Consider the following 24,678-nt stretch of genomic DNA (forward strand, 5'->3'; position numbering starts at 1 on the left):
GCAGGGACCCCGGCGGCGGACTCGCCCCGGAGGAAGTACGCGCCGACGGAGCCGGCGAGGGTGGCGAAGACGGCCACCGAGTAGAGCGCCAGCACCACCTCGAGCACGCGGGGGAAGCCGCCCTGCGCCCCGAGCTCCCGGCCCGTGACGGTGGACATCGCCGCGTCGGAGAGCGCGGGGCCGTATCCCGCGTAGTGGCCGAGGACGTACAGCAGCTGGCTCGAGACCAGGACGACGACGCCGGTGACCGCCGCGAGCCACCCGATCCGGCTGGACAGCAGCTTCCCCGCGGAGCGCGAGCCGCGCACCCCGGCCGAGAGCACGCTGCCCGCCCTCGTCAGCCGGGTGAGCCGGAGCAGCCGGGCGGCCTGCAGCGCACGGACGAAGCGCAGGAAGGGCAGCAGCAGGAACAGCACCTGCCACCAGTTGCGCCTCCAGAACCGGGCCGAGAAGCGGGCGACGTAGGCCCGGAGCAGGAACTCGCCGACGAACACGGCCCAGAAGAGCCAGCCCACCACGTTGAGGACGGCCACGAGCCCGGGGTCCTCGGCGAGCAGCTGGCCCAGCACCACGAACAGGAACAGGATCCCCAGCACGCCCATCGGCCGGTCGAGCCGGCGCGCGAGCCCCTCTGCCAGACCGAGCTGCTCGTCCTCGTCGGCCGGCCGTCGGTCCGCGCGCCGGATGCTGTCCTCCCGTTCCACTGCTGTCCTCTCCGTCACGCCGGCCCTCGCGCCGGCCTCTCCCAGGGCCCACGGTAGGCCACGCACGCGTGCAGCGGCGCCGTGATGGTGGCCCGCGCGGGCCCGTTGAGCACGGGTTCGCCGTTCTCGCCCCTGCCTCCCGCGGGACGCCCCGGGGCGGCTGCGACGCCGAGTTCGTCGAGTTCGACGGCGGCCACGCCGTGCCGCCGGGCATGGCGGAACGGCGTGGCCGCGCTGGGACGGGCCGCTGGGCGAGGCGCGCCCTGACGTGACCGACTGCACGAAGTGCAATCTTGCACGGTGTGCACTCTTGCACCTAGTGTAACTATCTGTGACGCACCTGCCCGCCGAACCCGCCCAGCACCGCCCCCCGGAGGACCGGAGGGAGGCGGTGAAGTACCACAACCGCCGCGCCATCATCGACGCCGCCGCCGCGCTCGCCGCCGAGCGCGGACTGGGCCGCTTCACCGTCAACGACCTCGCCGAGCGGGCCGGGGTCTCCCGGCGCACGATCTTCAACCACTTCGCCTCCGCGGACGACGCCGTCTACGCGCGCTTCAGCGAGCTGCTCGGGGTGTTCGTCGACAACTTCGCCCGCGTCGTCGAGGCCACCCCGCCGCCCGCGAACCCCAGCCCCGGGGCCGCCCTCGAGCAGCTGGCCGACGTCATCGAGCGCACCGAGCTCGTCCCGGCGATGTGCCACATCGCCCACCTCATGGGGGCGAGCGAGGACAGCCCCATCACCGCGATGTGGGCGCACGAGGTGTTCCAGACCCTCACCGCCCGGCTGGCCGCCGAGATCACCGACCGGGTCCCCGGCGCGCCCTCCTTCACGGTCGACCTGCTCGCCAGCCTGCTGCTGCACGCCCTGGCCGTCGCGTTCGAGCGCTGGGCCGAGGAGACCGGCGCGGTGGACACCCCGGACAGCCGCGCGACCTGGCACCGGCTGCTGCGCACCGTCGTGGACCGCCTGCGCCACGGCTTCGCGGACTGACCCGTCCGACAGGGCACGCCCCCCCCGGGCACGACCCCCAGAGCACGACCGACAGAACTCGACCGACAGAAGAAGAGACATGGCACACCTGCTGTACCGACTCGGGCGCTTCGCCGCCCGCCGCGCCTGGGCCGTGGTCGCGGCCTGGGCGGTGGTCCTGCTCCTCGCCGGCGGCGCCTTCGCCGCCTTCGGCGGGCAGCTGACCAACGCGATCACCGTTCCCGGCACCGAGACCCAGCGGCTGGCCGACCGTCTGCAGGGCGAGCTGCCCGACGCCGGCCACGGCACCGGGCGGATCGTGTTCCAGACCGAGGACGGCGAGCCGTTCAGCGCCGGCCAGCGCGAGCAGATCGGGGAGGCGCTCGCCGCGGCGGAGGAGTCCCCCGGCGTCGACGGCGTCCTGGACCCGTTCGCCGCCCAGGACCAGCGCGAGGCCCAGGAGCAGCAGCTCGCGGACGGGCGCGAGCAGACCGCCGACGGCCGCGCGCGGCTCGACGCCGCCGAGGAGACGCTCGACGAGAACCAGGCCCGGCTCGACGCCGCCCGTGAGCAGGCCGAGCGGGCGGACGCCCCGGACCGGGTCCTGGACGAGCTCGACGGCCGCCAGGAGGCCCTCGACGACGGCCGCGCGGAGCTCGAGCGCAACCGGGCGCAGCTCACGGAGGGACTGCCCGAGATCGACCGCGGCGAGCGGATGATGGCCCTGGCCGAGGAGACCCGCACGGTCTCCGCGGACGGGACCGCCGCCATGGCCGTGGTGACCTTCACCGCGGAGCAGCAGGCGGTCACCGCCGAGGAGAAGGAGTCCCTCCAGGCCGCGGTGGACGGCACGGAGGTCGAGGACGTGCAGGTCGACTACTCCCTGGAGATCGCCCAGGACATCTCGCAGCTCGTCGGCCCTGCCGAGGTCATCGGCGTGGTCATGGCCGGCATCGTGCTGCTGGTCATGCTCGGCACCCTCGTGGCCGCGGGCCTGCCCATCCTGATGGCGCTCACCGGGGTGTCCGTCGGCGCCCTGGGCGTGCTGTCCTTCTCCGGGGTCCTGGACATGATGTCGGTGACCCCCATGCTGGGCGTCATGCTCGGACTGGCCGTGGGCATCGACTACTCGCTGTTCATCCTCAACCGGCACCGCCAGCAGCTGCTGGCCGGCACCGAGCTGCACGAGTCGATCGGCCTGGCCACCGGGACCTCCGGCAACGCGGTGGTCTTCGCCGGCCTGACCGTCATCATCGCCCTGGCCGCGCTCAACGTCACCGGCATCCCGTTCCTGGGCGTCATGGGCACCGCGGCGGCGGTCTGCGTGGCCGTGGCCGTGCTGATCGCCGTGACCCTCACCCCGGCGCTGCTGTCCCTGGTGGGCGGGCGGCTGCTCTCCGCCCGCGCCCGGGCCCGCGCGGACCGCCGGCCGGCCCACCTCGGTGAGCCCCGTCCCGGGGTCGCCACCCGCCACCCCGTGCTGACCCTCGTGGCCGGCGTGCTGGCGCTCGTCGTCGTCGCGCTCCCCGCGGCCTCGATGCGCCTGGGCCTGCCGGACGCCTCCTCGGAGCCCGAGGACTCCACCCAGTACCGCACCTACCAGGTCATCGACGAGAAGTTCGGCGCCGGCGCCAACGGCCCGCTGCTCGTCGTCGCCGACCTGCCGGAGGGCACGGACGAGGCCCGGGCCGCCGATCTGCAGCTCGCCGTGGGCGAGGAGCTCATGGCGGAGGACGACGTGGTCTCCGTGGTCCCGGCCGGGCTGTCCGAGGACCGCCGGACCGCCGCGTTCCAGGTCGTGCCCGCGGAGGGCCCGGCCGCGGAGTCCACCGAGGTGCTCGTCAACGACCTGCGCGCGCTGTCCCCCGCCCTGGAGGACGAGCTCGGGGTGCGCATCGGTGTCACGGGCCAGACCGGCGGCAACATCGACGTCTCCCAGCTGCTGGCCGACGCCCTGCCGCTGTACCTCACCGTGGTCGTCGGGCTGTCCCTGCTGCTGCTGGTGCTCGTCTTCCGCTCGATCCTCGTGCCGGTCGTGGCGACCGCCGGGTTCATGCTCTCCCTCCTCGCCGCGTTCGGCGCGGTGGTGGCGATCTACCAGTGGGGCTGGCTGGGCGGTCTCCTCGGCGTGCACGCGCCCGGGCCGGTGCTCAGCTTCCTGCCCACCATCCTGGTGGGCGTGCTGTTCGGCCTCGCCATGGACTACCAGCTGTTCCTGGTCTCCGGAATGCGCGAGGCGTTCGTGCACGGCCGCTCGGCGCGGGCCGCCGTGCAGGAGGGGCTCCAGGCGGGCCGGGCCGTGGTCACCGCGGCGGCGATCATCATGATCTCCGTGTTCGCCGGGTTCATGTTCTCCCACATGGCGATGATCCGGCCCTTGGGCTTCGGCCTCGCCTTCGGGGTGCTCGTCGACGCCTTCGTGGTGCGCATGACGCTGATCCCGGCGGTCATGCACCTGCTCGGCGACAAGGCCTGGTGGCTGCCCCGCTGGCTCGACCGGATCCTGCCCAACGTGGACGTCGAGGGCGACTCCCTGCGCCGCGACCGCACGCCCGTTCCGGCCGACCCGGCCGCCGCGGCCGGGCCGAGCGGCTGGGGCGACGCCGCGACGTGCCCGGAGGCCGAGCACGAGCTGGTCGGCGCCGGCCGCCGCGACTGACGCGCCGGCCGGCAGGCCCCGGCGACAGCGGCGCGTCCCTCCACCCGCAGCGGGTGGGGGGGCGCCGTCGTCGTGGTGGATCCGCCCGTGCTGCCGTCAGGCGATGCCGTTCTCCTGCAGCCACATCTCGAGCAGGCCCAGCTGCCACAGCACGTTGGAGCGCAGCGGTGTGTGGTGCTGGTTGGGGTCGGCCAGCAGGGTCTCCACCACCTCCGAGTTGTAGAGCCCGCGCCGCACCGCCGCCGGGTCCGTCAGGGCCGCCTCGACCCGGTCCAGGGTCCCGCCCTCGAGCGTGCGGATCGCCGGGACCGGGAAGTAGCCCTTCTTCCGGTCGATCACCTCGTCCGGGACGATGCCGCGCGCCGCGCGCTTGAGCACGCCCTTGCCGCCGTCGGCGAGCTTGAGCTCCGGGGGGATGCGCCCGGCGAACTCCACGAGCTCGTGGTCGAGGAACGGCACGCGCGCCTCGAGGCCCCAGGCCATCGTCATGTTGTCCACGCGCTTCACGGGGTCGTCCACGAGCATCACCGTGGAGTCGGTGCGCAGGGCGGCGTCCACGGCGGTCTCCGCGCCGGGGCGGCCGAAGTGGCGCTCGATGAACGCCGTGGGCGCGTCGTGGGTCGCCATCCACTCGGGGGAGAGGACCTTCGCGAGCCGGGACCACGGCCGGTCGAAGAAGGACTGGGAGTAGGTCTTGCGGGCGTCGTCGCGCGCGACGTCGGCCAGCGGCGGGTACCAGTGGTAGCCGCCGAGCACCTCGTCCGCGCCCTGCCCGGACTGCACCACCTTGACGTGCTTCGAGACCTCCTCGCTGAGCAGGTAGAAGGCCACGCAGTCGTGGCTGATCATCGGCTCGCTCATCGCGGCGACCGTCCGGTCGATCGCCGGGACCAGGCGGGCGTCGTCGATCGCGATCTGGTGGTGGTCGGTGCCGAAGCGGCGGGCCACGAGGGACGAGAACTCGAACTCGTCCCCGGACTCCTCGCCCCGGGACTCGAAGCCGATGCTGAACGTCTGCAGGTCCTCCTGCCCGCTCTCCGCGAGCAGGGCGACGACGAGGCTCGAGTCGATGCCGCCGGACAGCAGCACGCCCACGGGCACGTCCGCCACCATGCGCCGCTTCACCGCGGTGCGCAGCTTCTCGACGAGCCCGTCCTGCCAGTCCTGCTCGGACCAGTCCGAGCGGTCCTCGTCCCGGGTGAACTCGGGGTTCCAGTACTCGAGGTCCGAGGCCGAGCCGTCCGGCTCGATCGTGCGCACGGTGGCCGGCGGCATCTTGCGCACGCCCTTGAGGATGGTGCGCGGCGCCGGGACCACCGAGTGGAAGGTGAGGTAGTAGGACAGGGCGGTGCGGTCGATCGAGGTGTCGACGTCCCCGGCCGTCAGCAGCGCCTGGACCGTCGAGGCGAACCGCAGCCGCGCCCCCGTGTGGTCCACGTAGAGGGGCTTGATGCCCAGCCGGTCGCGGGCCAGGACGGTGCGCCCGCTGGTGTGCTCGGTGACGGCGAAGGCGAACATGCCGTGGAAGTGGTAGACGCACTCCCGGCCCCAGTGGTGGTAGGCCTTCAGGGCCACCTCGGTGTCCGAGGTGGAGAAGAACTCGTAGCCCATCCCGCGCAGCTCCTCGCGCAGCTGCCGGTAGTTGTAGATCATCCCGTTGAACACGATCGACAGGCCCAGCCGGGAGTCCACCATCGGCTGCCCGCCCGAGGGGCTGAGGTCCACGATCTTCAGCCGGCAGTGGCCCATGGCCACCGGCCCCTGGGCCCACGCGCCCGATCCGTCCGGGCCGCGGCCGGACTGCACGCACGTCATGCGGTGGATCGTGCCGGGGTCCGCGGCCGCCCCGTCGAACCGGATCTCACCGGAGATTCCGCACATCAGCGCTCACCCCCGCTCCGGGGCGCAGGGCTGATCGGGACGGGAGTTCCGTGGCGCGACAGCATCCTTCCATGCTACGGGCTCGGGCCGGGGCGCCGCTCATCGGTGTGCTGCAGGCCGGGGTCCCGGCCGGGCGGCGGGTCACTCCGTCCGGTCGAGGCGCTCCAGCAGGTCCCGTCCCCGGCGCCGGGTCTCCTCCGTCACGCGGTCAGGCACCTCCGCCAGCCGCAGCGCCGCGTCCGCGATGCGGGCCGTCGCGTCCTCGGGCAGCCGCGGGGCCGTCCGCTGCCGCTGGAGGATGACGTTCTCCACGAGCCCCATGACCACGGCGGCGTCGAAGGGGGTGAGGGGGTGCCCGGCGGTCCGCTCCAGCAGCGTCCCGTAGATGCGCTCCAGCGCGTCCCGGTTCTCGTGGAACTCCTCGAAGCCCCCTGCGCGCAGCTCCGGGGCGAAGTAGAGGGCCCCGAGGTTCTGGGGGTCCGCCAGGAGCAGCCGGGTGTCCGCGCAGCACAGGGCCCAGAGCGTCACGTGCGCGGGGGCGTCCGCCGCCAGCAGCCGTTCGGCGATCCGGCGCGAGGGCAGCACGGTGCCGAGCACGAGGCGCAGCAGCACGTCCTCCTTGGAGCGGAACCAGTGGTAGACACTCGCCTGCTGGAGGCCCGCGGCCTCGGCGATGGCCCGGGTGCTCGTGCGGCCGAAGCCGTGGCGCACGAAGAGCTCTCCGGCGGCGTGGAGGATGTCCTGCTCGGCGCCGCGCCCGGTGGGGGAGGTGGTGCTCTTGCGCGGGCGTCCTCGGCTCTTCGTCACGCCACCGAACCTACCAATCCCGGCCGTCCCCGGGCCGGGACCGGAGTTACACGACCGAAACCGGCGCCGAACCGGGGGGAAACCCGGTCCTGTTTCTATATCTGTCAAGCGACAGAAAAGCCTCTCGGCAGAAGGAGCCGGCCATGACCGCCACCCAGACCACGTCCTCCACGGGGACCACCTCCGGAGCCCGGGCCCACGCCCGCGCCCAGGAGGGCACCGCCGTCGAGTGCCGCCCCACCGTCCCGGCCACGACCTGCACCGAGGCCCCGGCCCGGGTGGCCCCGCAGGACATCGTGTGGGCCGAGCGCGTGGCCGGCGGCAACTACACGCACAAGGTCCTGGACCGCGGCACCGCCGTGCGGCTCACCGACGTGCGGGGCGACGCCTGCGCCTCGGTCCTGCTCTACAACGCCTTCGAGCCCTTCGAGCGGCTCAACGTGGCCGACACCGTGAAGATCCAGTGGCAGGTCTACTCCGGCGCGGGCCAGGTGCTGCTCTCCGACCAGGGCCGCGCGATGGCCACGGTGGTCGAGGACAGCTCGGTCCGCCACGACGCCCTCTACGGCGCCAGCTCCCGGGCCCGCAACGAGGAGCGCTACGGGGACGGCCAGCCGCACGGGCCCAGTCCCGCCGGCCGCGAGCTGCTGGTCCTCGCCGGCGCCAAGCACGGGCTCTCCCGGCGGGACGTCGCCCCCTGCCTCTCCTTCTTCCAGGGCGTCGAGATCACCCCCTCGGGACACCCCGCGTTCACGGGCTCCGCCGGGGCGGGCGCGTCCCTGACCCTCGTCACCGAGATGCCATGCGTTCTGCTGCTCGCCAACGCCGCCCATCCGCTGGATCCGCGCGAGGAGTACGTCAGCACCCCGCTCGACGTCGTCGCCTGGCGCGCCCGGCCCACCACGCCCGAGGCCCCGGCCTGGAACTCCGCCCCCGAGCGCCGCCGCGCCTACCAGAACACCGCCGAGTACCTCCGAGCCCGCGGCCTGGCCTGAGTCCGCGCACGGAGAACAGCGACGAGACCAGCGACGAGAACGAGGAACCCCGCCATGACTGCTGCCAGCACCGCCCCCAGCACCGTCCCCTCCACCACCCCCACGGCCGTCCCGGCCGCCGGAGACCTCGCGTCCCGGTTCGGCGCCGAGCTCCGCCGCGAGACCGTGGCCCCCCGCGCCCCCTGGTCCGCCGTCCTGACGGCCGGCCAGGTGCTGACCATCGTGGACGTGGACGGCAACCAGGCCGTCGACTTCCTGGTCTACGACGCCGTGGACACCGCCCGGGCCTACAGCGCCCAGGCCACCCTGCAGGGCCAGGACAGCGTCTACCTGACCGCCGGCTCGGTGCTGCGCAGCAACGAGCACGACCCGCTGCTGACCGTCGTCGGCACGGACGTGGAGCGCCACGACACCCTCGGCGGCGCCTGCTCCAAGGAGTCCAACACCCTGCGCTACGGCCACCACACCTGGTCCCAGCACGGGTGCGCCGACAACTTCCTGACCGGGCTCTCCCAGTACGGCCTGGGCAAGCGGGACCAGGTCTCCAACGTCAACTGGTTCATGAACGTCCCGGTGGACCCCGACGGCGCGCTCGGCATCGTGGACGGCATCTCCGCGCCGGGGCTGTCGGTGAGCCTGCGGGCGGAGCGGGACGTGCTCGTCGTCGTCTCCAACTGCCCGCAGATCAACAACCCGTGCAACGGCTTCGACCCGTCCCGCGCCGAGATGATCGTCTCCGCCGGCACCTCCGTCACCACGACCGGGCAGGAGGCCTGAGCATGAGCGCCTTCGACACCGTCCTCGTGGCCAATCGCGGCGAGATCGCCGTGCGGATCATCCGCTCCGTCCAGGCCCTCGGACTGCGGGCCGTGGCCGTGTACTCGGACGCCGACCGCGGGGCCCTGCACGTCGCCGCCGCTGACGAGGCCGTGCACCTCGGGGCCTCGCCCGCCGCGGAGAGCTATCTGGACATCGGGAGGATCATCGCCGCGGCCCGGCGCACCGGGGCCGGGGCGATCCACCCCGGCTACGGCTTCCTCTCCGAGAACACCGAGTTCGCCGAGGCCTGCGAGGCCGCCGGGATCGCCTTCGTGGGCCCCACCGGCGAGCAGCTGCGGATCTTCGGGTCCAAGCACACGGCCCGGGACGCCGCCGTGGCCGCCGAGGTGCCCCTGCTCGCCGGGACCGGCCTGCTCGACTCCCTCGAGGACGCGCTCGCCCGGGCCGAGGGCATCGGCTGGCCCGTGATGCTCAAGGCCACTGCCGGCGGCGGCGGGATCGGCATGCAGGAGTGCCGCGACGCCGAGGACCTGCGCGCGGCGTGGGGGAGCGTCCGGCGCGTGGCCGGGGCGAACTTCTCCTCCGCCGGGGTCTTCCTGGAACGGCTCGTGGAGCGGGCCCGGCACGTAGAGGTGCAGGTCTTCGGCGACGGACGCGGCGACGTCCTGGTGGTCGGTGACCGCGACTGCACCCTCCAGCGCCGGCACCAGAAGGTGGTCGAGGAGGCCCCGGCCCCCGACCTCCCCGAGCACGTGCGCGCCACCATCCACGACGCCGCCCGGCGGCTGTGCGCGTCCGTGGCCTACCGCTCCGCCGGGACCGTCGAGTTCGTCTACGACCCCGTGCGCCAGGAGGCCGCCTTCCTGGAGGTCAACACCCGCCTGCAGGTCGAGCACCCCGTCACCGAGGCCGTCTACGGCGTGGACCTCGTGGCGTGGATGCTGCGCCTCGCCGGCGGTGACCGCACCATGCTGGACTGCGAGCTCGTCCCCCGCGGCGCCGCCGTGGAGGCCCGGGTGTACGCCGAGAACACCGACCTGGACAACCTGCCCAGCGCGGGCACCGTCACCGGCCTCGTGGTCCCGGACGGCCTCCGGGTGGACTCCTGGATCGAGGTCGGCACCGAGGTCAGCGCCTTCTACGACCCCCTGCTGAGCAAGTTCGTCGCCCACGGCGAGGACCGGGAGCAGGCGTGGGCGCGGCTGGCGGCGGCCCTCGAGCAGGCCCGGGTGCACGGCGTGGCCACCAACCTGGGCGTGCTGCGGGCGATCCCGCAGCTGCCCGCGGTGCGGGACGTGCAGCACTCCACCGCCACCCTGGAGGGCGTGCGCAGCGCCCAGCCGCGCCTCGAGGTGCTGCGCTCCGGGCTGCTGACCACCGTCCAGGACCGGCCCGGGCGGATCGGGTACTGGCCCGTGGGCATCCCGCCCTCGGGCCCCATGGACGAGCTGTCCTTCCGGCTGGGCAACGAGTCGCTGGGCAACCCCGAGCGCGCGGCCGGCCTCGAGGTGACGGCGGCCGGGCCGACCCTGCGCTTCCACACGCCGAGCCGGGTCATGGTGACCGGCGCCCCCGTCGAGGTCCTGGTCAACCGGGAGCCCATGGCGCAGTGGACCGTGCTCGGGCTGGCCGCCGGCGACGTCCTCGCGATCGGCCGCGCCGAGCAGGGCATGCGCGCCTACCTGCTCGTGGAGGGCGGACTGGACGTGCCGCTGGTGCTGGGCTCCGCCGCGACCTTCGTGCAGGGCGAGATCGGCGGCGCCGCCGGCCGCGCCCTGGCCCCCGGCGACGTCCTCGGGATCAGCACCCCGGCCGTGCCCCACGAGGTGGCCGACGTCCCGCTGGCCGAGCGCCCGCAGGTGGGCGCCTACTGGGAGATCGGCGTCCTGGAGGGCCCGCACGCCGCCCCCGAGTTCTTCACCGTGGCCGACATGGAGGAGTTCTACGCCGCCGACTGGGAGGTGCACTTCAACTCCGACCGCACCGGTGTGCGCCTGGTGGGCCCCAAGCCCGCGTGGGCCCGCCGCGACGGCGGCGAGGCCGGTCTGCACCCCTCCAACATCCACGACACCCCCTACGCCGTGGGCGCGGTGGACTACACCGGCGACATGCCCATCCTGCTCGGCCCCGACGGCCCCAGCCTGGGTGGGTTCACGTGCCCGGCCACGGTGGCCGAGGGCCAGAAGTGGAAGCTGGGCCAGCTGCGCGCCGGGGACCGGGTGCGCTTCGTACCCATCACCCAGGCCCAGGCCGCGGAGCTGCGCCGCGAGCCCCGGGCCCGGGTGACCCCGGGCCGGGACGCCGTGGTCGACGGCGGCGTGGTCACCTCCGTGCCCGCGAGCGCGGACCGCCCCGCCCTGACCGTGCGGCGCAGCGGCGACGCCAACGTGCTGGTCGAGTACGGCGAGATGACCCTGGACATCGCCTCCCGGATGCGGATCGAGGCGCTGCGCCGTGCCCTGCAGCAGCAGGTCGACGAGGGGACGATGCCCGGCGTGCTGGAGATGACCCCGGGCATCCGGTCCCTGCAGGTCCACCTCGACCCCGACCGGCTCGGCCTGGACGAGGTGCTCGGGCGGGTGCTGGTCCTCGACGCCGCGCTGCCGCCCACGCACGACCTGCGGCTGCCCAGCCGCACCGTGCACCTGCCGATGTCCTGGGACGACCCCGCCACCCGCGAGGCCATCCGGCGTTACGAGAAGGGCGTGCGCGACGACGCCCCGTGGTGCCCCTGGAACATCGAGTTCATCCGCCGGATCAACGGCCTGGACTCGGTCGAGGACGTCCGCTCGGTGCTCTTCGACGCCGAGTACCTGGTCCTGGGCCTGGGCGACGTCTACCTGGGCGCCCCCGTGGCCACCCCGGTGGACCCCCGGCACCGGCTGGTCACCACGAAGTACAACCCGGCCCGGACCTGGACCCCGCAGAACGCCGTGGGCATCGGCGGGGCGTACCTGTGCATCTACGGCATGGAGGGCCCCGGCGGCTACCAGTTCGTGGGCCGGACCACCCAGGTGTGGTCCACCCACCGGCAGCGCGGGCCCTACGAGGACGGCACCCCCTGGCTGCTCCGCTTCTTCGACCGGATCAAGTGGTACCCGGTGTCCTCCGAGGAGCTGGCGGAGATGCGCGCGGACATGGCCGTGGGCCGGCTCCCGCTGCGGATCGAGGAGGGCGAGTTCTCCATGGCCGACTACCAGGCCTTCCTCGCCGAGCACCGGGAGGACATCGACGCCTTCGAGGCCCGCCGCGGGGCGGCCTTCGACGACGAGCGCCGGGCGTGGGAGGAGGCCGGCGAGTTCGAGCGGGTCGCCGCCCTCGCGGACGTGGCCGTGGCGGAGGACCTCGCCGTGGTGATCCCCGACGGGTGCGAGGGCGTCGAGGCGCAGTTCGCCGCGAACGTCTTCCGCGTGGACGTCCGGGTGGGCGAGCGGGTGCGGGAGGGCCAGACCCTGATGGCGGTCGAGGCCATGAAGATGGAGGCCCCCGTGACCGCGCCGGCGGACGGCGTGGTGCACAGCATCGTCGTCGAGCCCGGTGCCCACGTGGGCCCGGGCGCCGTCCTGGCCGTGGTCCGCACGGCCGCCCCCGCACCCGCCGGCCCCGCACCGGCCGACCCAGTGCCGGCTGGCCCGGCCCCGGCCACCGAGACGGTCTGAGCCCCGGACCCCACGCCACCCCCGAGGAGAGCACGCATGACGACGACAGCAGAGACCGCAGCACCACCGGACGGCGCCCGGGCCCCGGACGCGGCGGAGCGCACCGCCCACGAGCTCGTGGCGCGGCGCTACCGCCTGATCGAGGAGGCGGACCGGCCGGAGGCGTGGATCGGCCTGCGCCACCGGCGGGACGTGGCCGAGGACGTCGCCCGGGCACTGACCGCCCGGGCCGCCGGTGAGCACCTGCCGCTGGCCGGGACCCTGTTCGCGGTGAAGAACAACATCGACGTGGCCGGCCTGCCCACCACGGCCGCGTGCCCGGCCTACGGCTACGAGCCGCCGCGCGACGCCGTGGTGGTCCGCCGGCTGAAGGAGGCCGGCGCGGTGGTGCTGGGCAGCACCAACCTCGACCAGTTCGCCACCGGGCTGGTCGGCACCCGCAGCCCGTACGGCGCGGTCCGGCACGCGGAGGACGCCGCGCGGATCTCCGGCGGGTCCTCCAGCGGCTCGGCGGTGGCCGTGGCCCTCGGCCTCGTGGACTTCGCCCTGGGCACCGACACCGCCGGCTCCGGGCGGGTGCCCGCCGCCCTGCACGGGCTGTACGGGGTCAAGCCCACCAAGGGCCTCGTGCCCTCCACCGGCGTGGTGCCCGCGTGCCGCAGCCAGGACGTGGTGACCACCATGGCCCGGGACCTCCGCCTCGCCCGTCTCGCCGCGGACGTCATGGCCGGGCCCGACGACGGCGACGCCCGCTCCCGGCCTCCCGCCGCGCCGCGGCCGGCCCGGCTGGAGCGCGTCGTCGGCTTCGCCGCGCCCGAGCAGCTGGGGGATCTCGCCCCCGGCTGGGCCGAGGCCTACGCCGCCGCCGTGGGGCGTTTCGCGGACCGCGGGTTCCGCGCCGTGCCGGTCGACATCGAGCCGTTCCTCGCGGCCGCGGCCCTGCTCTACGACGGCGCGTTCGTCGCCGAGCGCTGGGCGGCCGTCGGCGCGTTCGTGGACGCCCACCCGCAGGACGTGGACCCCACGGTCGGGCGCATCATCACCGGCGCGAAGGACCTCCCCGCGCACCGGGTCTTCGCCGACCAGGAGGTCCTTGACGGCTGCGCCCGCCGGGCCCGGCAGGTGTTCGGGGCGCTCGACGCCCTCGTGCTGCCCACCACCACGTTCCACCCCACCCTCGCGGAGGTCGCCGCCGACCCCGTGGGCGCCAACAGCCGGATGGGGCGGTTCACCAACTTCGTGAACCTGCTCGACCTCGCCGCGCTCGCGGTCCCGGCCGGCCGGGTGGACGGCCTGCCCTTCGGCGTGCAGCTCGTGGGCGACACGTTCCAGGACGACCGGCTCGTGGACGTGGCCCGGGAGGGCGGCTTCGGTGGCTGCTGATCCCGTGCCCGCGCCGGCCGCGCCCGGCGCCGCGGAGCTGCTGCTCGTGGTCGCGGGCGCCCACCTGCGCGGCCAGCCGCTCAACCCGCAGTTGCTCGACCTGGCCGCCCGCTTCGTGGAGACCACGGCCACGGCGGCCGCGTACCGGATGTTCGCCCTGGACACCGTGCCCGCCAAGCCCGGGGTGCTCCGCGTCCCGGACCGCGGCGCGGCCCTGGCCGTGGAGGTCTGGGCACTGGACGCCGCGGCCTTCGGCACCTTCGTGGCCGGTCTGCCCGCCCCCATGGCCGTCGGCAAGGTCGAGCTCGCCGACGGCCGGGAGCTGCCCGGGTTCCTGGTGGAGCCCTTCGCGCTCGAGGGCGCCGAGGACATCACGGACCACGGCGGCTGGGCCGCGTACCGGGCGGCCGTGGCCTGAGCCGCGCGGGCAGGCCGCGGCCCTGGTCGGACGGCTCCGGAGTGGGTAACGTGCGGGGCACGAGGGACAGGGCCGTCCGGCGCTCCCGTCGGCGACCGCAGGCCGTGCCCGCACCCCGGACCGATCCGCTCGGCAGGAAGGACGTGCGCGATGCAGTTCGATCTGGAGGAGACCGCCCAGCGGGTCGAGGAGCAGGTCGACCAGCTGTCCCGGCTGTGCCGGGACGACCGCCGGGGATGGACGCGCCAGGTCTTCAGCGAGCCCTACCGGGAGTCCCGCGAGTGGGTCGCCGCCCGGATGCGGGACGCCGGGCTGGAGGTCCACCGGGACGCGGCCGGGAACCTGGTCGGCCGGCTCCCCGGCGCCCGGCCCGCCGCGCCCGCGCTGATGACCGGCTCCCACACGGACACCGTCGACGGCGGCGGGCGCTTCGACGGCGTCGTCGGCGTGCTGGCGGCCGTCGAGGTCGCCCGGGCCGTCCGGGACTCGGGGACCCCGCTCTCCCGGGACCTGCTGGTCGTCGACTTCCTCGGCGAGGAGCCCAACGACTTCGGCCTCAGCTGCCTGGGCAGCCGGTCCCTGGCCCGGGAGCTGACGGCCGCCGATCTCGACCGCCGGAACGGGGCCGGGCGGAGCCTGGCCAGGACCTACGAGGACTTCGGCCTCGACCCCTCCGCCGTGCTGCGGCCCGCCCGTCCCGGTCCGCTGCACGCCTTCGTGGAGCTGCACATCGAGCAGGGCCCGGCACTCGAGCAGGGCGGGGAGCAGATCGGCGTGGTGACCTCCGTCTGCGGCATCGAGCGCTTCGTGGCCCACTTCGCCGGCCGGGAGGATCACGCCGGCACGCGGCCCGTCGCCGACCGGCAGGACGCCCTGGTGGCCGCCGCCGAGGCCGTCCTGGCCGTGCGCCGCGAGGGCTGCGGGGCACCCGGTCACGGCGTGGCGACCGCCACGCACGCCGACAACCGCTCGCCGTCCCCCAATGTGGTCCCCAGCGCGGTCGACCTCCGGGGCGAGCTGCGCAGCATCGACCGCTCGTGGCTGTCCGGGGCCCGCCGGAGACTCGGGGAGACCGTGCTCGCCGCGTCCCGCGGCTACGGCGTCGACGTCGAGTTCGACTGGACGACCGACAACGAGGTCGTCGACGCCGACCCGCGCGCCCACGACGTCGTCGCCGCGACGGCGGACCGGCTCGGGTACTCCTGGCGGCCGATCCCCAGCGGCGCCACGCACGACGCCGTGCACATGGCGGCCCTGGCCCCGATGGCGATGATCTTCGTCCCCTCCCGCGACGGCCGCAGCCACTGCCCCGAGGAGTGGACCGACCCTCTGGAGATCGGCCGGGGCGTGCACGTCCTCGGCGAGACCCTCCGGGCCCTCGACACGGCGCCGCTGTGACGACCCCCGGCCGCCGGGCCCTCCGGACGGCCACCACCCGAGCACGTCGTCCCCGGAACGGAGGCTCCCCATGACCGCGCTGTCCGACTACGTCAACACGCCCTTCCTGTGGTTCTGCGCCCTGGCGGTCTTCGCCGTCATCATCGTGCAGACCGTCATCTACGTGCGCGCCGCCCGGCTCGTGGGCCCCGACGTCGGCTTCACCCGCCAGGACCTGCGCCAGTCCTTCCGCTCGGGCGGTGTCGCCGCGATCGGCCCGTCGCTCGCCGTGGTCGTCGTGGCGGTCGCCCTGCTCCCGCTGTTCGGCGCCCCGGCCGTGCTGGTGCGGATCGGACTGGTCGGCTCGGCCGCGACCGAGACCTCCTCGGCCAACCTCGCCGCCGGCACCCTGGACGCCGAACTGGGCGGGGCCGGCTGGACGCCGGAGGTCTTCACCGTGGCCTTCCTGGCCATGAGCCTCTCGGGCGGGCTGTGGATGCTGTCGACGCTGATCCTCACCCCCCTGCTCAAGCGGGGGGACGTCAAGCTCCGGGCGGTGAACCCGGCGCTGATGGCCATCGTGCCCTCGGCCGCGCTGCTGGCCGCGTTCGCCTCCCTGGGCATCGCCGAGCTCCCCAAGAGCTCCGTGCACATCCTGACGGTCGTGGTCTCCGCCATCGTGATGGCCGTGTGCCTGCTGCTCGCGCGGGCGCTCCGGGCGCCGTGGCTGCGGGAGTGGGGGCTCGGCTTCTCGATCATCATCGGCCTCGTCGTCGCCTACTTCGCCCACGGCGCCGGCATGGGCCCCGCGGCCTGACCGCCCCGAGACCCCGAAGGAGTCGTCATGGCCTCGTCCACCGGCACGTCACCCACCGCCTACGCCGTCTACGACCGCACCACGTCCCGCTGGGGACGGCTCACCATGATCGTGGGACTGCTGTTCTCCTACGCCGGCCCGGTGTACCTGCTGCTCTTCTCCGGACTGGAGATCCCGCTGTCCGACGTGCTGACCGCCTTCCTGGCGGTGGCGGCGGTCTTCGCGATCCTCGCCGTCGTCGAGCCCATCACCTACTACCCGGTCCTGGGGCCCGCCGCGATGTACCAGGCCTTCATGATCGGCAACATCGCGAACAAGCTGCTGCCCTCGGCGATCGTGGCCCAGGCGGCCATCGGCGCGAAGCCCGGGACCCGGCGGGCCGAGCTGGCGGCCGTCATGGCCATCTGCGGCGCGGCCGTGGTGCACATCGTCTCTCTGCTGCTGTTCGTCGGGATCCTCGGCACCTGGCTGGTCAGCGTGGTCCCGGAGCCCGTCGTCGAGGTGGCGCGGCTCTACATCTTCCCGGCCATCATCGGCGCGGTGGTCGTCCAGCTCGCCGCCTACGTGAAGCAGCCGCGGATCCTGCTCATCGCCCTCGCCGTGGGGGCGGTCGTCCAGCTGCTGCTGGTGCCCGTCCTGGGCACCACGTTCCGGAACTTCGCCACGGCCGTGGTGGTCCTGGCCACCATGGTCCTGGCGTGGGTGCTCCGCGACCGGAAGGCCGAGCACGCCGCGCCCGGGGACGAGAGCCTGCCGTGACCACACGGGCCGCTTTCCCCGAGATCCCCGCCCCGCACCCCGCCCACGAGAGGACGTCATGACCACGACCCTGCCCGAGATCCCCGCCGAGCTGCGCGAGGACCTGCACACCCTGTACCGCCACCTGCACGGCGCCCCCGAGCTGTCCATGCAGGAGCACGGGACCGCCGCGCTGATCGAGCAGCGCATGGAGGCCCTCGGCTGCGAGACGTTCCGCTGCGGCGGCACCGGCGTCGTCGCCGTGCTGCGCAACGGCGAGGGGCCGGTGGTCGGCTTCCGGGCGGACACCGACGCCCTGCCCGTGGCGGAGGACACCGGCCTGGACTACGCCTCGACCGCCCGCGGCGTGCTGCCCGACGGGACCGAGGTGCCCGTCATGCACGCGTGCGGGCACGACACCCACATCACGAGCGCCGTCGGGGCGGCCACCCTGCTGGCCGGTGCCCGCGACGCCTGGGCCGGGACCGTGGTCTTCCTCTTCCAGCCGGGCGAGGAGACCGCCGAGGGCGCGATGGCCATGCTGCGGGACGGCCTGTGGGACCGCGCCCCCCGCCCCGAGATCGTCTACGGGCAGCACGTCTGGCCCGGCCGGGCCGGGCAGGTGGAGCTCACCAGCGGCCCGGCCATGGCGATGGCCGACGGCTGGAAGGTCACGGTCCACGGCCGGGGCGGACACGGCTCCCGCCCCGAGGACACGATCGACCCGGTGGTGCTCGCCGCCCACATGGTGGTGCGGATCCAGAGCATCGTCTCCCGCGAGATCCCCGCCCAGCAGGCGGCGGTGATCACGATCGCCAGCTTCCACGCCGGGCTCAAGGAGAACATCATCCCGGCGGTCGCGGAGTTCACCGTCAACGTCCGCAACCTGGACGCCGAGGTCCGGGAGCAGGTGCTGGCCGCGCTGCGGCGGGTCATCCGCGGGGAGGCCGTGACCTCCGGGGCCCCGGAGCCCCGGATCGACGAGATCTACACCTTCCCGCTCCTCGTCAACGACCCGGCCGAGACGGACGCCCTGCGCACCGTGCTCGGGGCGGCCCTCGGCCCGGAGAACGTCCTCGACCGCCCCGCGCAGATGGGCAGCGAGGACTTCGGCCACCTGCCCGACGCCATCGGGGTGCCGGGCGTGTACTGGTTCTTCGGCGGGATGCCCGACGAGGCGGTCGACGGCGACACCCCGGTGCCGACCAACCACTCCCCGTTCTTCGCCCCCGTCCTGGAGCCCACGCTCGGCACCGGGGTCACGGCGGCGGTCAGCGCGATCCTCTCCCGCGTGGGCGCCCGATGACGGGGGGCACGGGGACCACCGAGCTGCTCCGGCTCTCCGCCCGGGAGCTCGCCGCGGCGGTCCGGACGCGCACGGTCTCGGCGCGGGAGGTGCTCGAGGCCCACTTCGCACGGATCGACGCTGTGAACCCCGCCGTGAACGCCGTGGTCACGCAGGTCCGCGAGCAGGCCCACGCGGCCGCCGCCCGCGCCGACAAGCTCACCGCGGCCACTCCCGCGGACGAGCTGCCGCCCCTGCACGGGGTGCCGATGACGCACAAGGACACCCACGCCACCGCAGGGATCCGCACCACCTCCGGCTCCCCGGTGTTCGCCGAGCACGTCCCGGAGCACGACGACCTGATCGTCGCGCGGTTCGCGGCGGCCGGGGTGATCAGCACCGGGAAGAACAACGTGCCCGAGTTCGCGGCCGGCTCGCACAGCTTCAACGAGGTCTTCGGCACCACCCACAACCCCTGGGCGCTGGACCGCAGCGCGGGCGGCTCCAGCGGCGGGGCGGCCGCGGCGATCGCGGCCCGGATCCAGCCCCTGGGGGACGGCTCCGACATGGGCGGGTCCCTGCGCAACCCGGCCGCGTTCTGCAACATCGCCGGCTTCCGGCCCTCCGCCGGGGTGGTGCCCTCGGCTCCCGCGGGCAACGCCTGGGCGTGGCTGGGCCGCTCCGGTCCGCTCGCCCGCAGCGTGGACGACCTCGCCCTGGCCATGTCCGTGCTGGCCGGACCGGACCCGCGGATCCCGCTGGACTGCCCGGCGCCGCGCACGGGGTTCCGGGCGCTCGCCGCGGAGGACCCGCCCGATCCGGGGACCCGTCCCCTCGCCGGCGTCCGGATCGGGCTCAGCACGGACCTCGGTCTCGGCGTCCCGGTGGAGCCGGAGGTCCTCGAGGTGCTTGCTGCCCAGGCGCGGGTGTTCGAGGAGCTCGGGGCGGTGGTCGAGGAGGCCGTCCCGGACCTGCGCGACGCCGACGAGGTCTTCGACGTGACCCGGGCCTTCGACATGGCCGTGAACCTGCGCGCGGTGGTCGCGGAGCACCGGGAGCTCGTGAAGCCGGAGATCGTGTGGAACGTCGAGAAGGGACTGGCCCTGACCGCCGAGCAGCTCATGGACGCGGCCCTGGCCCGCACGCGCCTGCACGAGGCGGTGCGCGCGTTCTTCGACCGCTGGGACGTGCTGCTGACGCCCACCTCCCAGGTGCTGCCGTTCCCGTCCGAGGAGCGCTGGCCCCGCGCGGTGGCAGGTGTGCCGATGGAAACATATGTCGAGTGGATGCGCTCGGCCAGTCTCATCTCGGCCACCGGGTGCCCGGCCGTCTCGGTGCCGGGCGGCTTCAGCCCCGGCGGTCTGCCCGTGGGGCTGCAGCTCGTCGCCGCGCACGGGCGCGACGTCGAGCTGCTGCGGACCGCCCGCGCGTACGACCACGCCACCCGGCACGGGGAGGCCGTGCCGCGGCTCTGAGCCGCGGCCCGGCGGCTCGGTGGCCCGGCGACCGGTCGGTGCCGCCGTGCCGCCCGCTGTCAGGCGGCCGCCTCCAGCTCGAGCAGCGCCGTCTTGGCCTCGAGGCCGCCGACGTATCCGCCCAGGCCGCCGTCGCCGCGCAGCACGCGGTGGCACGGGACGACCACCGGCAGGGGGTTCGTGGCGCAGGCCGTGCCCACCGCCCGCACGGCCTGCGGGCGGCCCACCGACTGGGCCACCGCGCCGTAGCTCTCCGTGCGGCCGTAGCCGATGGCCGGCAGGTGCTCCTGGACCAGGCGCCGGAACCCGTGCGAGAGCGAGCGGTCCAGGGGGAGGTCGAAGCGGGTGCGGGTGCCGGCGAAGTACTCCTCGAGCTGCCGGACGGCCGGTGCCAGACGGGCGGGGGCGTGCAGCACCCGCGGGCTGATCCGGCGGGCGAGGTCCTGCAGGACCGCCTCGTGGCCCTCCCGGACGTAGGCCACCCGCACCAGGCCCTCGGGCGTGGCGGCCAGCAGCAGCACCCCCACCGGGGTGTGCACGGTCGTGTACGCGACGTCGAGCAGCCCGGCCTCGGCGGCCCCGTCCTCCAGGCGCCGGTGCAGTCCGTGCAGCACGGTCTGCGGCGCGGGAGCGGCGCGGAGCTCGCTCAGGGGCGAGCGCGGGGGTGAGCTGAGGGAGTTCGTGGTCATCGGTGCTCTCCTGTCCGGTCGGGCTCCGCGGGAGTCTCGACGAGGACCTCGGCCGGGGTCTCCACGGAAGCAGCGGTGGGGGTCTCGGCGAGGGTGCCGGCGTGGATCTCCGCCGGACCTCCGGCAGCGGTGGCGACACGGGTCAGCGCGGGCGCCTCGGCCGGAGCGCCGGCGAGGACCCTGCGGAGGGCGGCCACGCCGTCGGCGGCGGCCCGGCGGGCGGCCGCCGGGGTGCCGCCGAGCAGCTCGGCGATCTGCCCGTAGGGCAGCCCGCCCAGGTAGCGGTAGGCCACGGCGTGCCGCTGCTTGGGCGGCAGGGCCGCCACGGCCCTCCACAGCGGGGAGTCGTGCTCGGGCGGGTCGTCCCGGTGGGCCGGCGGCTCCGGGAGCGAGGCCACGGGCACCGCCGCCCGGGACCGGGCCCGGACCACGTCGACCGCCTTGCGGTGGGCGATCGTCACCAGCCACGCCTGCACGTTCGCCGTGGCCGGAAGGTCCGGGTACGCCCGCAGGGCGGCCAGGAACGTCTCCGACCACGCGTCCTCGGCGTCGGCGGGGTCGCTCAGGACCGCCCGGCAGACCCGCCACACCACGGGGCCGTGCCGGGTCACCACCGTCTCGAAAGGCTCTTTCGTCTCCATCACCCTGTAAACGGACGCACCGGACAAAACGTGAGATCGGCGCCGAGCGATCTTCTTCATCCTGGCGCATCCGGCATCCGGCATCCGGCATCCGGCATCCGGCATCCGGCATCCGGCATCCGGCACGCGGGCCCGGGATCGTCGTCGACGGCCGGGCTCAGACCCCGGCCGGGACCGGCGGGTCGGCCGAGGGCGCGGGAACCCCTGCCGTGCGGACCCGGGGAGTGAAGCCGGAGGGGGTCTGCTCGCGGTAGAGGCGGTACAGCTCGAGCCGCTGCGTGTCCGTCTCGACCTGGGCGCGGGCCGCGGTGAGACCGACCAGGACGTAGGTGAGCCAGCCCAGGGCGCCGGCCACGAGCGTGGCCCAGCCGTCGAAGGCACTGGTGACGAGGGTGTTCTCGAGGTGGTGGAGGTCGTTGGGAGCGCCGTAGATCGTGGGCGTCAGCACGAGGAACACCAAGCGGCTGGTCAGGCCCACCGCGGCCGCGGCCAGGGCGGCCCGGGCGCCGGGGCGCCGCCAGAAGGTGCCGAGGATGAACGAGGCGGACAGGCTCGCGAGCATGAGGTCGAAGGCCAGGGTCAGCAGGATCCCGGTCTGGCTCACCCGCACGGCCAGCAGGATGCCGATGACCACCACCGGCAGCATGGCCAGCCGCGTCCAGCGCAGCAGGGGGTCGTGGGCGCCGGAGATCTCGGTGCGGCGGACGTTGAAGACGTTGCGCACGGTCACGGCGGACGTGGCCAGGATCGCCCCGGAGGCCGTGGAGAAGGACGCGGCCACGATGCCGGAGAGCACCAGCACGGCCAGCAGCGGGGGAGCGTACTCGCCCAGCAGCGTGTAGAGGATCGGGCCGTTCTCCGCGGAGAGACCCAGCACGGCGGAGGCGGTGAGGGCCACGAGGGCGAAGATCGTGCCGATGACCGCGGTGGTGCCCGCGGCCACGAAGCACGAGCGCTGGGCCACCTTCGGGCTCTTCGCGCCGAAGATCCGCTGCATGAAGTCGATCGCCACGAGGTCGCCGATGCCGAGGGCGATGAGCGTGGCCCAGTTGATCGGGGCGCCGGCTTCGGGGCGGGTGAGCTGCTCGAGGTCGAACGGGCCCATCCCCTCCGGGATCACGATGCCGTACGTCAGGGCCACCCACACGATCAGCGCCACGGCGGCCACCACGGTGATCACGGTCTGCAGCACCGCCGTGTAGGCGTCGGAGAACAGACCGCCGGCCAGGGTGTAGCTGAGCACCAGGGCGCTGGCCACGACCACGCCGATGGAGTAGGGGACGTGGGCGAAGTACTCCAGCAGGAACCCGCACGCCACCAGGTTCCCGGCCAGCAGGAAGGTGAAGGCGAAGATCATGATCACCGAGGCGAGCGTCTCGGTGGTCCGGCCGTACCGGATCCGGAAGAAGTCGCCGAGGGTGAACAGGCGCAGCCGGTTCATGGGCTTGGCCAGGAACAGCCCGGCGAGCAGCAGGCACACCGCCAGACCGAGGGCCAGGGAGGCGCCGGCCCAGAAGCCGTAGCCGGAGGTGAGGTCCGTGTTGCCCACGGTGGCGTTCGAGTCCACGGCCGCCGCGGTGAGGGACACGGCGACCAGCGGCATCCCGAGCTGCCGGCCGGCCACGAGGTAGTTGGTGCTGTCGCCGTCCACCTTGCGCGCCACGAGCACGCCGATGACGAGCACTGCCAGCACGGTGATGCCGACCCCGAGAATGATCATGTGCTTCTCCCCGCCTGGGCTCCGCCGAGCGGAGTTCCTGTCATCTGACAGGTAAAGCATGTCCGCGGGGTGCGGCGCGGCGGTTTCTCCTCCGTAACGTCTGTGTTTAACCGCCGCACCCCGCCCCGGGACGTTCCGGGGCGGGGTGCGGGGTGCGGCGGGGCCGGGGGACTACACGTCCTGGCGGGCGCGGTTGACGATCTTGGAGCGGACGGTCAGCGCCAGCACGATGAACAGCAGGCCGTAGAGCACCAGCGGGATGGGCCCGGTCACGAAGATCGAGTAGTCGCCGTTGGAGGACAGGAGGGCGTCGCGCATGCTGGTCTCGGCCAGCGGGCCGAGCACCATCCCGATCATCAGCGGGGCCAGGGGCACGCCGTGGCGGCGCATCGTGAAACCGACGAGGGCGATGCCCAGCAGCAGGAGCAGGTCGAAGACCGCCCCCGAGGTGGCGTAGACACCGAGCCCGCAGAACACGGTGATCCCGGCGTAGAGGTAGGGCTTCGGGATCAGCAGCAGCTTGGCCCAGTACTGGGCGAAGGGCAGGTTGATGATCAGCAGCACGATCATCGCGATGAAGAAGCTGGCCAGCAGCGCCCACACCAGGTCCGGGGCGCGGTCGAACAGCAGGGGCCCCGGCTGCAGACCGTACTGCTGGAACGCGGCGAGCATGATCGCCGCGGTGGCCGAGACGGGCAGGCCCAGTGCCAGCAGCGCGCCCATGGCGGTGCCGGTGGTGGCGTTGCCGGCGGCCTCGGGGGCGGCCAGGCCGCGGATCGCGCCCTTGCCGAACATGGGGCTGGGGCGGCGGCGGTCGATGCGGCGTTCGACGTCGTAGGAGATGAAGGTGGGGATCTCCGCACCGCCGGCGGGGATGACGCCGAAGGGCAGGCCGATCGCGGTGCCGCGGGCCCAGGCCGGGGCGGCCTCCTTGATCTCGGCGCGGGAGAGGAAGGGCCGGCCCGCGGCCGAGATCTGCATGGCGGCGGGGTCGCGGCGGATCCGGGAGGCCACGAAGAACACCTCGCCCAGGGCCAGGATGGCCACGGTCACGGTGATCAGGGAGATGCCGTCGAACATCTGCGGGACGCCGAAGCTGAAGCGCTCGGTGCCGGAGATGGAGTCGATGCCCACGGTGGCGAAGCCCAGCCCCAGCACGAGGGCGGCCAGTCCCTTGACCGCGGAGTCGGAGACCACCGAGGAGGTGGCGATGAAGGCGAAGATCGCCAGGGCAAAGAACTCCGCCGGGCCGAAGTTCGCGGAGAAGTCCGCCAGCGCCGGGGCGAGGAAGACGACCAGGCAGGCCGCGACCATGCCGCCGATGAAGGCGCCGATCGCCGCGGTGGCCAGCGCCTGGGGGGCGCGGCCGTCCTTGGCCATCTTGTGGCCCTCGAAGGTGGAGGCGATCGCGGAGGCCTGTCCTGGAGTGTTCATCAGGATGGCCATGGTCGAGTCGCCGAACATGCCGCCGAAGTAGACGCCGGCGAACATGATGAAGGCGGCGGTGGGGTCCAGGGCGAAGGTCATGGGCAGCAGCAGGGCCACCGCCATGGAGGAGCCCAGGCCGGGCAGCACGCCCACGGCGGTGCCCAGGAGGCAGCCGATGAGCACCCACAGCAGGTTCATCGGGGTCAGCGCCCCGGCGAAGCCGCCGGCGAGCAGTTCGAGTGCTTCCAT

At 74.0% G+C, this 24,678-nt stretch carries 19 protein-coding genes; 12 read left to right on the forward strand and 7 right to left on the reverse strand.

Annotated features, from left to right (window positions below; genetic code table 11):
• A partial coding sequence (locus tag ACFU0Y_RS04805) for a hypothetical protein (protein ID WP_380213308.1) occupies window positions 1-704 on the reverse strand: 704 nt, incomplete at its 3' end.
• A gap of 331 nt (window positions 705-1,035) precedes the next feature.
• Here ACFU0Y_RS04805 and ACFU0Y_RS04810 point away from each other — a divergent pair.
• Together ACFU0Y_RS04810 and ACFU0Y_RS04815 are read left to right on the forward strand one after the other, a co-directional pair.
• Entirely contained in the window at window positions 1,036-1,698 is a 663-nt protein-coding gene (locus ACFU0Y_RS04810; protein WP_380213309.1) for a TetR/AcrR family transcriptional regulator, read from the forward strand.
• A gap of 79 nt (window positions 1,699-1,777) precedes the next feature.
• Window positions 1,778-4,336 carry an MMPL family transporter gene (locus tag ACFU0Y_RS04815; RefSeq protein WP_380213310.1) on the forward strand — a complete coding sequence of 853 codons (2,559 nt, stop codon included), beginning with the start codon at window positions 1,778-1,780 and terminating at the stop codon, window positions 4,334-4,336.
• 96 nt (window positions 4,337-4,432) lie between these two features.
• Here ACFU0Y_RS04815 and ACFU0Y_RS04820 read toward each other — a convergent pair whose 3' ends face one another.
• The gene (locus ACFU0Y_RS04820) at window positions 4,433-6,217 is read right to left on the reverse strand and encodes an N-acetylglutaminylglutamine amidotransferase (RefSeq protein ID WP_380213311.1); all 1,785 of its coding nucleotides are present in this window, start codon (window positions 6,215-6,217) and stop codon (window positions 4,433-4,435) included.
• Between the two features lie 141 nt (window positions 6,218-6,358).
• Complete coding sequence (locus ACFU0Y_RS04825) at window positions 6,359-7,024, reverse strand: helix-turn-helix domain-containing protein (protein WP_380213312.1); 666 nt, start codon at window positions 7,022-7,024, stop codon at window positions 6,359-6,361.
• A 143-nt stretch (window positions 7,025-7,167) separates the two neighbouring features.
• Here ACFU0Y_RS04825 and ACFU0Y_RS04830 point away from each other — a divergent pair, with 143 nt between their 5' ends.
• From ACFU0Y_RS04830 to ACFU0Y_RS04875, 10 genes are all read left to right on the forward strand, one after another.
• Window positions 7,168-8,019: an urea amidolyase associated protein UAAP1 gene (locus tag ACFU0Y_RS04830; RefSeq protein ID WP_380213313.1), complete on the forward strand. Its 852-nt coding sequence runs from the start codon at window positions 7,168-7,170 to the stop codon at window positions 8,017-8,019.
• A gap of 54 nt (window positions 8,020-8,073) precedes the next feature.
• Complete coding sequence (locus ACFU0Y_RS04835) at window positions 8,074-8,796, forward strand: urea amidolyase associated protein UAAP2 (protein WP_380213314.1); 723 nt, start codon at window positions 8,074-8,076, stop codon at window positions 8,794-8,796.
• 2 nt (window positions 8,797-8,798) lie between these two features.
• The gene (gene uca, locus ACFU0Y_RS04840) at window positions 8,799-12,458 is read left to right on the forward strand and encodes an urea carboxylase (RefSeq protein WP_380213315.1); all 3,660 of its coding nucleotides are present in this window, start codon (window positions 8,799-8,801) and stop codon (window positions 12,456-12,458) included.
• A 36-nt stretch (window positions 12,459-12,494) separates the two neighbouring features.
• Window positions 12,495-13,841: an allophanate hydrolase gene (atzF, locus tag ACFU0Y_RS04845; RefSeq protein ID WP_380213316.1), complete on the forward strand. Its 1,347-nt coding sequence runs from the start codon at window positions 12,495-12,497 to the stop codon at window positions 13,839-13,841.
• Window positions 13,831-14,259 (forward strand): hypothetical protein, encoded by a 429-nt coding sequence (locus tag ACFU0Y_RS04850; protein ID WP_380213317.1) that lies wholly within the window; start codon window positions 13,831-13,833, stop codon window positions 14,257-14,259. The genes atzF and ACFU0Y_RS04850 overlap by 11 nt, the downstream gene beginning before the upstream one ends.
• 150 nt (window positions 14,260-14,409) lie before the next feature.
• Complete coding sequence (locus ACFU0Y_RS04855) at window positions 14,410-15,657, forward strand: M20 family metallo-hydrolase (protein ID WP_380213318.1); 1,248 nt, start codon at window positions 14,410-14,412, stop codon at window positions 15,655-15,657.
• A gap of 70 nt (window positions 15,658-15,727) precedes the next feature.
• A complete protein-coding gene (locus tag ACFU0Y_RS04860; protein WP_380213319.1) occupies window positions 15,728-16,453 on the forward strand; it encodes a DUF5058 family protein in 726 nt (241 codons plus the stop codon).
• A 27-nt stretch (window positions 16,454-16,480) separates the two neighbouring features.
• Window positions 16,481-17,212: a hypothetical protein gene (locus ACFU0Y_RS04865; RefSeq protein ID WP_380213320.1), complete on the forward strand. Its 732-nt coding sequence runs from the start codon at window positions 16,481-16,483 to the stop codon at window positions 17,210-17,212.
• Window positions 17,213-17,270: 58 nt separating this feature from the next.
• Window positions 17,271-18,497: an amidohydrolase gene (locus ACFU0Y_RS04870; RefSeq protein WP_380213321.1), complete on the forward strand. Its 1,227-nt coding sequence runs from the start codon at window positions 17,271-17,273 to the stop codon at window positions 18,495-18,497.
• Entirely contained in the window at window positions 18,494-19,951 is a 1,458-nt protein-coding gene (locus tag ACFU0Y_RS04875) for an amidase (protein ID WP_380213322.1), read from the forward strand. Before ACFU0Y_RS04870 ends, ACFU0Y_RS04875 begins: the two co-directional genes overlap by 4 nt.
• Window positions 19,952-20,010: 59 nt before the next feature.
• Here the strand turns inward: ACFU0Y_RS04875 and ACFU0Y_RS04880 are convergent, their stop codons facing one another.
• The 4 genes from ACFU0Y_RS04880 to ACFU0Y_RS04895 form a co-directional block, all read right to left on the reverse strand.
• Window positions 20,011-20,640, reverse strand: a complete 630-nt coding sequence (locus ACFU0Y_RS04880; protein ID WP_380213323.1) for a methylated-DNA--[protein]-cysteine S-methyltransferase — start codon at window positions 20,638-20,640, stop codon at window positions 20,011-20,013.
• On the reverse strand, window positions 20,637-21,281 hold the full coding sequence (locus tag ACFU0Y_RS04885; RefSeq protein ID WP_380213335.1) for an RNA polymerase sigma factor: 645 nt from the start codon (window positions 21,279-21,281) through the stop codon (window positions 20,637-20,639). The genes ACFU0Y_RS04880 and ACFU0Y_RS04885 overlap by 4 nt, the downstream gene beginning before the upstream one ends.
• Window positions 21,282-21,438: 157 nt before the next feature.
• Window positions 21,439-23,001, reverse strand: coding sequence for a sodium:solute symporter family protein (locus ACFU0Y_RS04890; protein WP_380213324.1), 1,563 nt, complete (start codon window positions 22,999-23,001; stop codon window positions 21,439-21,441).
• Between the two features lie 171 nt (window positions 23,002-23,172).
• A complete protein-coding gene (locus ACFU0Y_RS04895; protein ID WP_380213325.1) occupies window positions 23,173-24,678 on the reverse strand; it encodes a tripartite tricarboxylate transporter permease in 1,506 nt (501 codons plus the stop codon).

The sequence above is a fragment of the Kocuria sp. NPDC057446 genome, assembly GCF_042802875.1.
Lineage (GTDB): Bacteria > Actinomycetota > Actinomycetes > Actinomycetales > Micrococcaceae > Kocuria.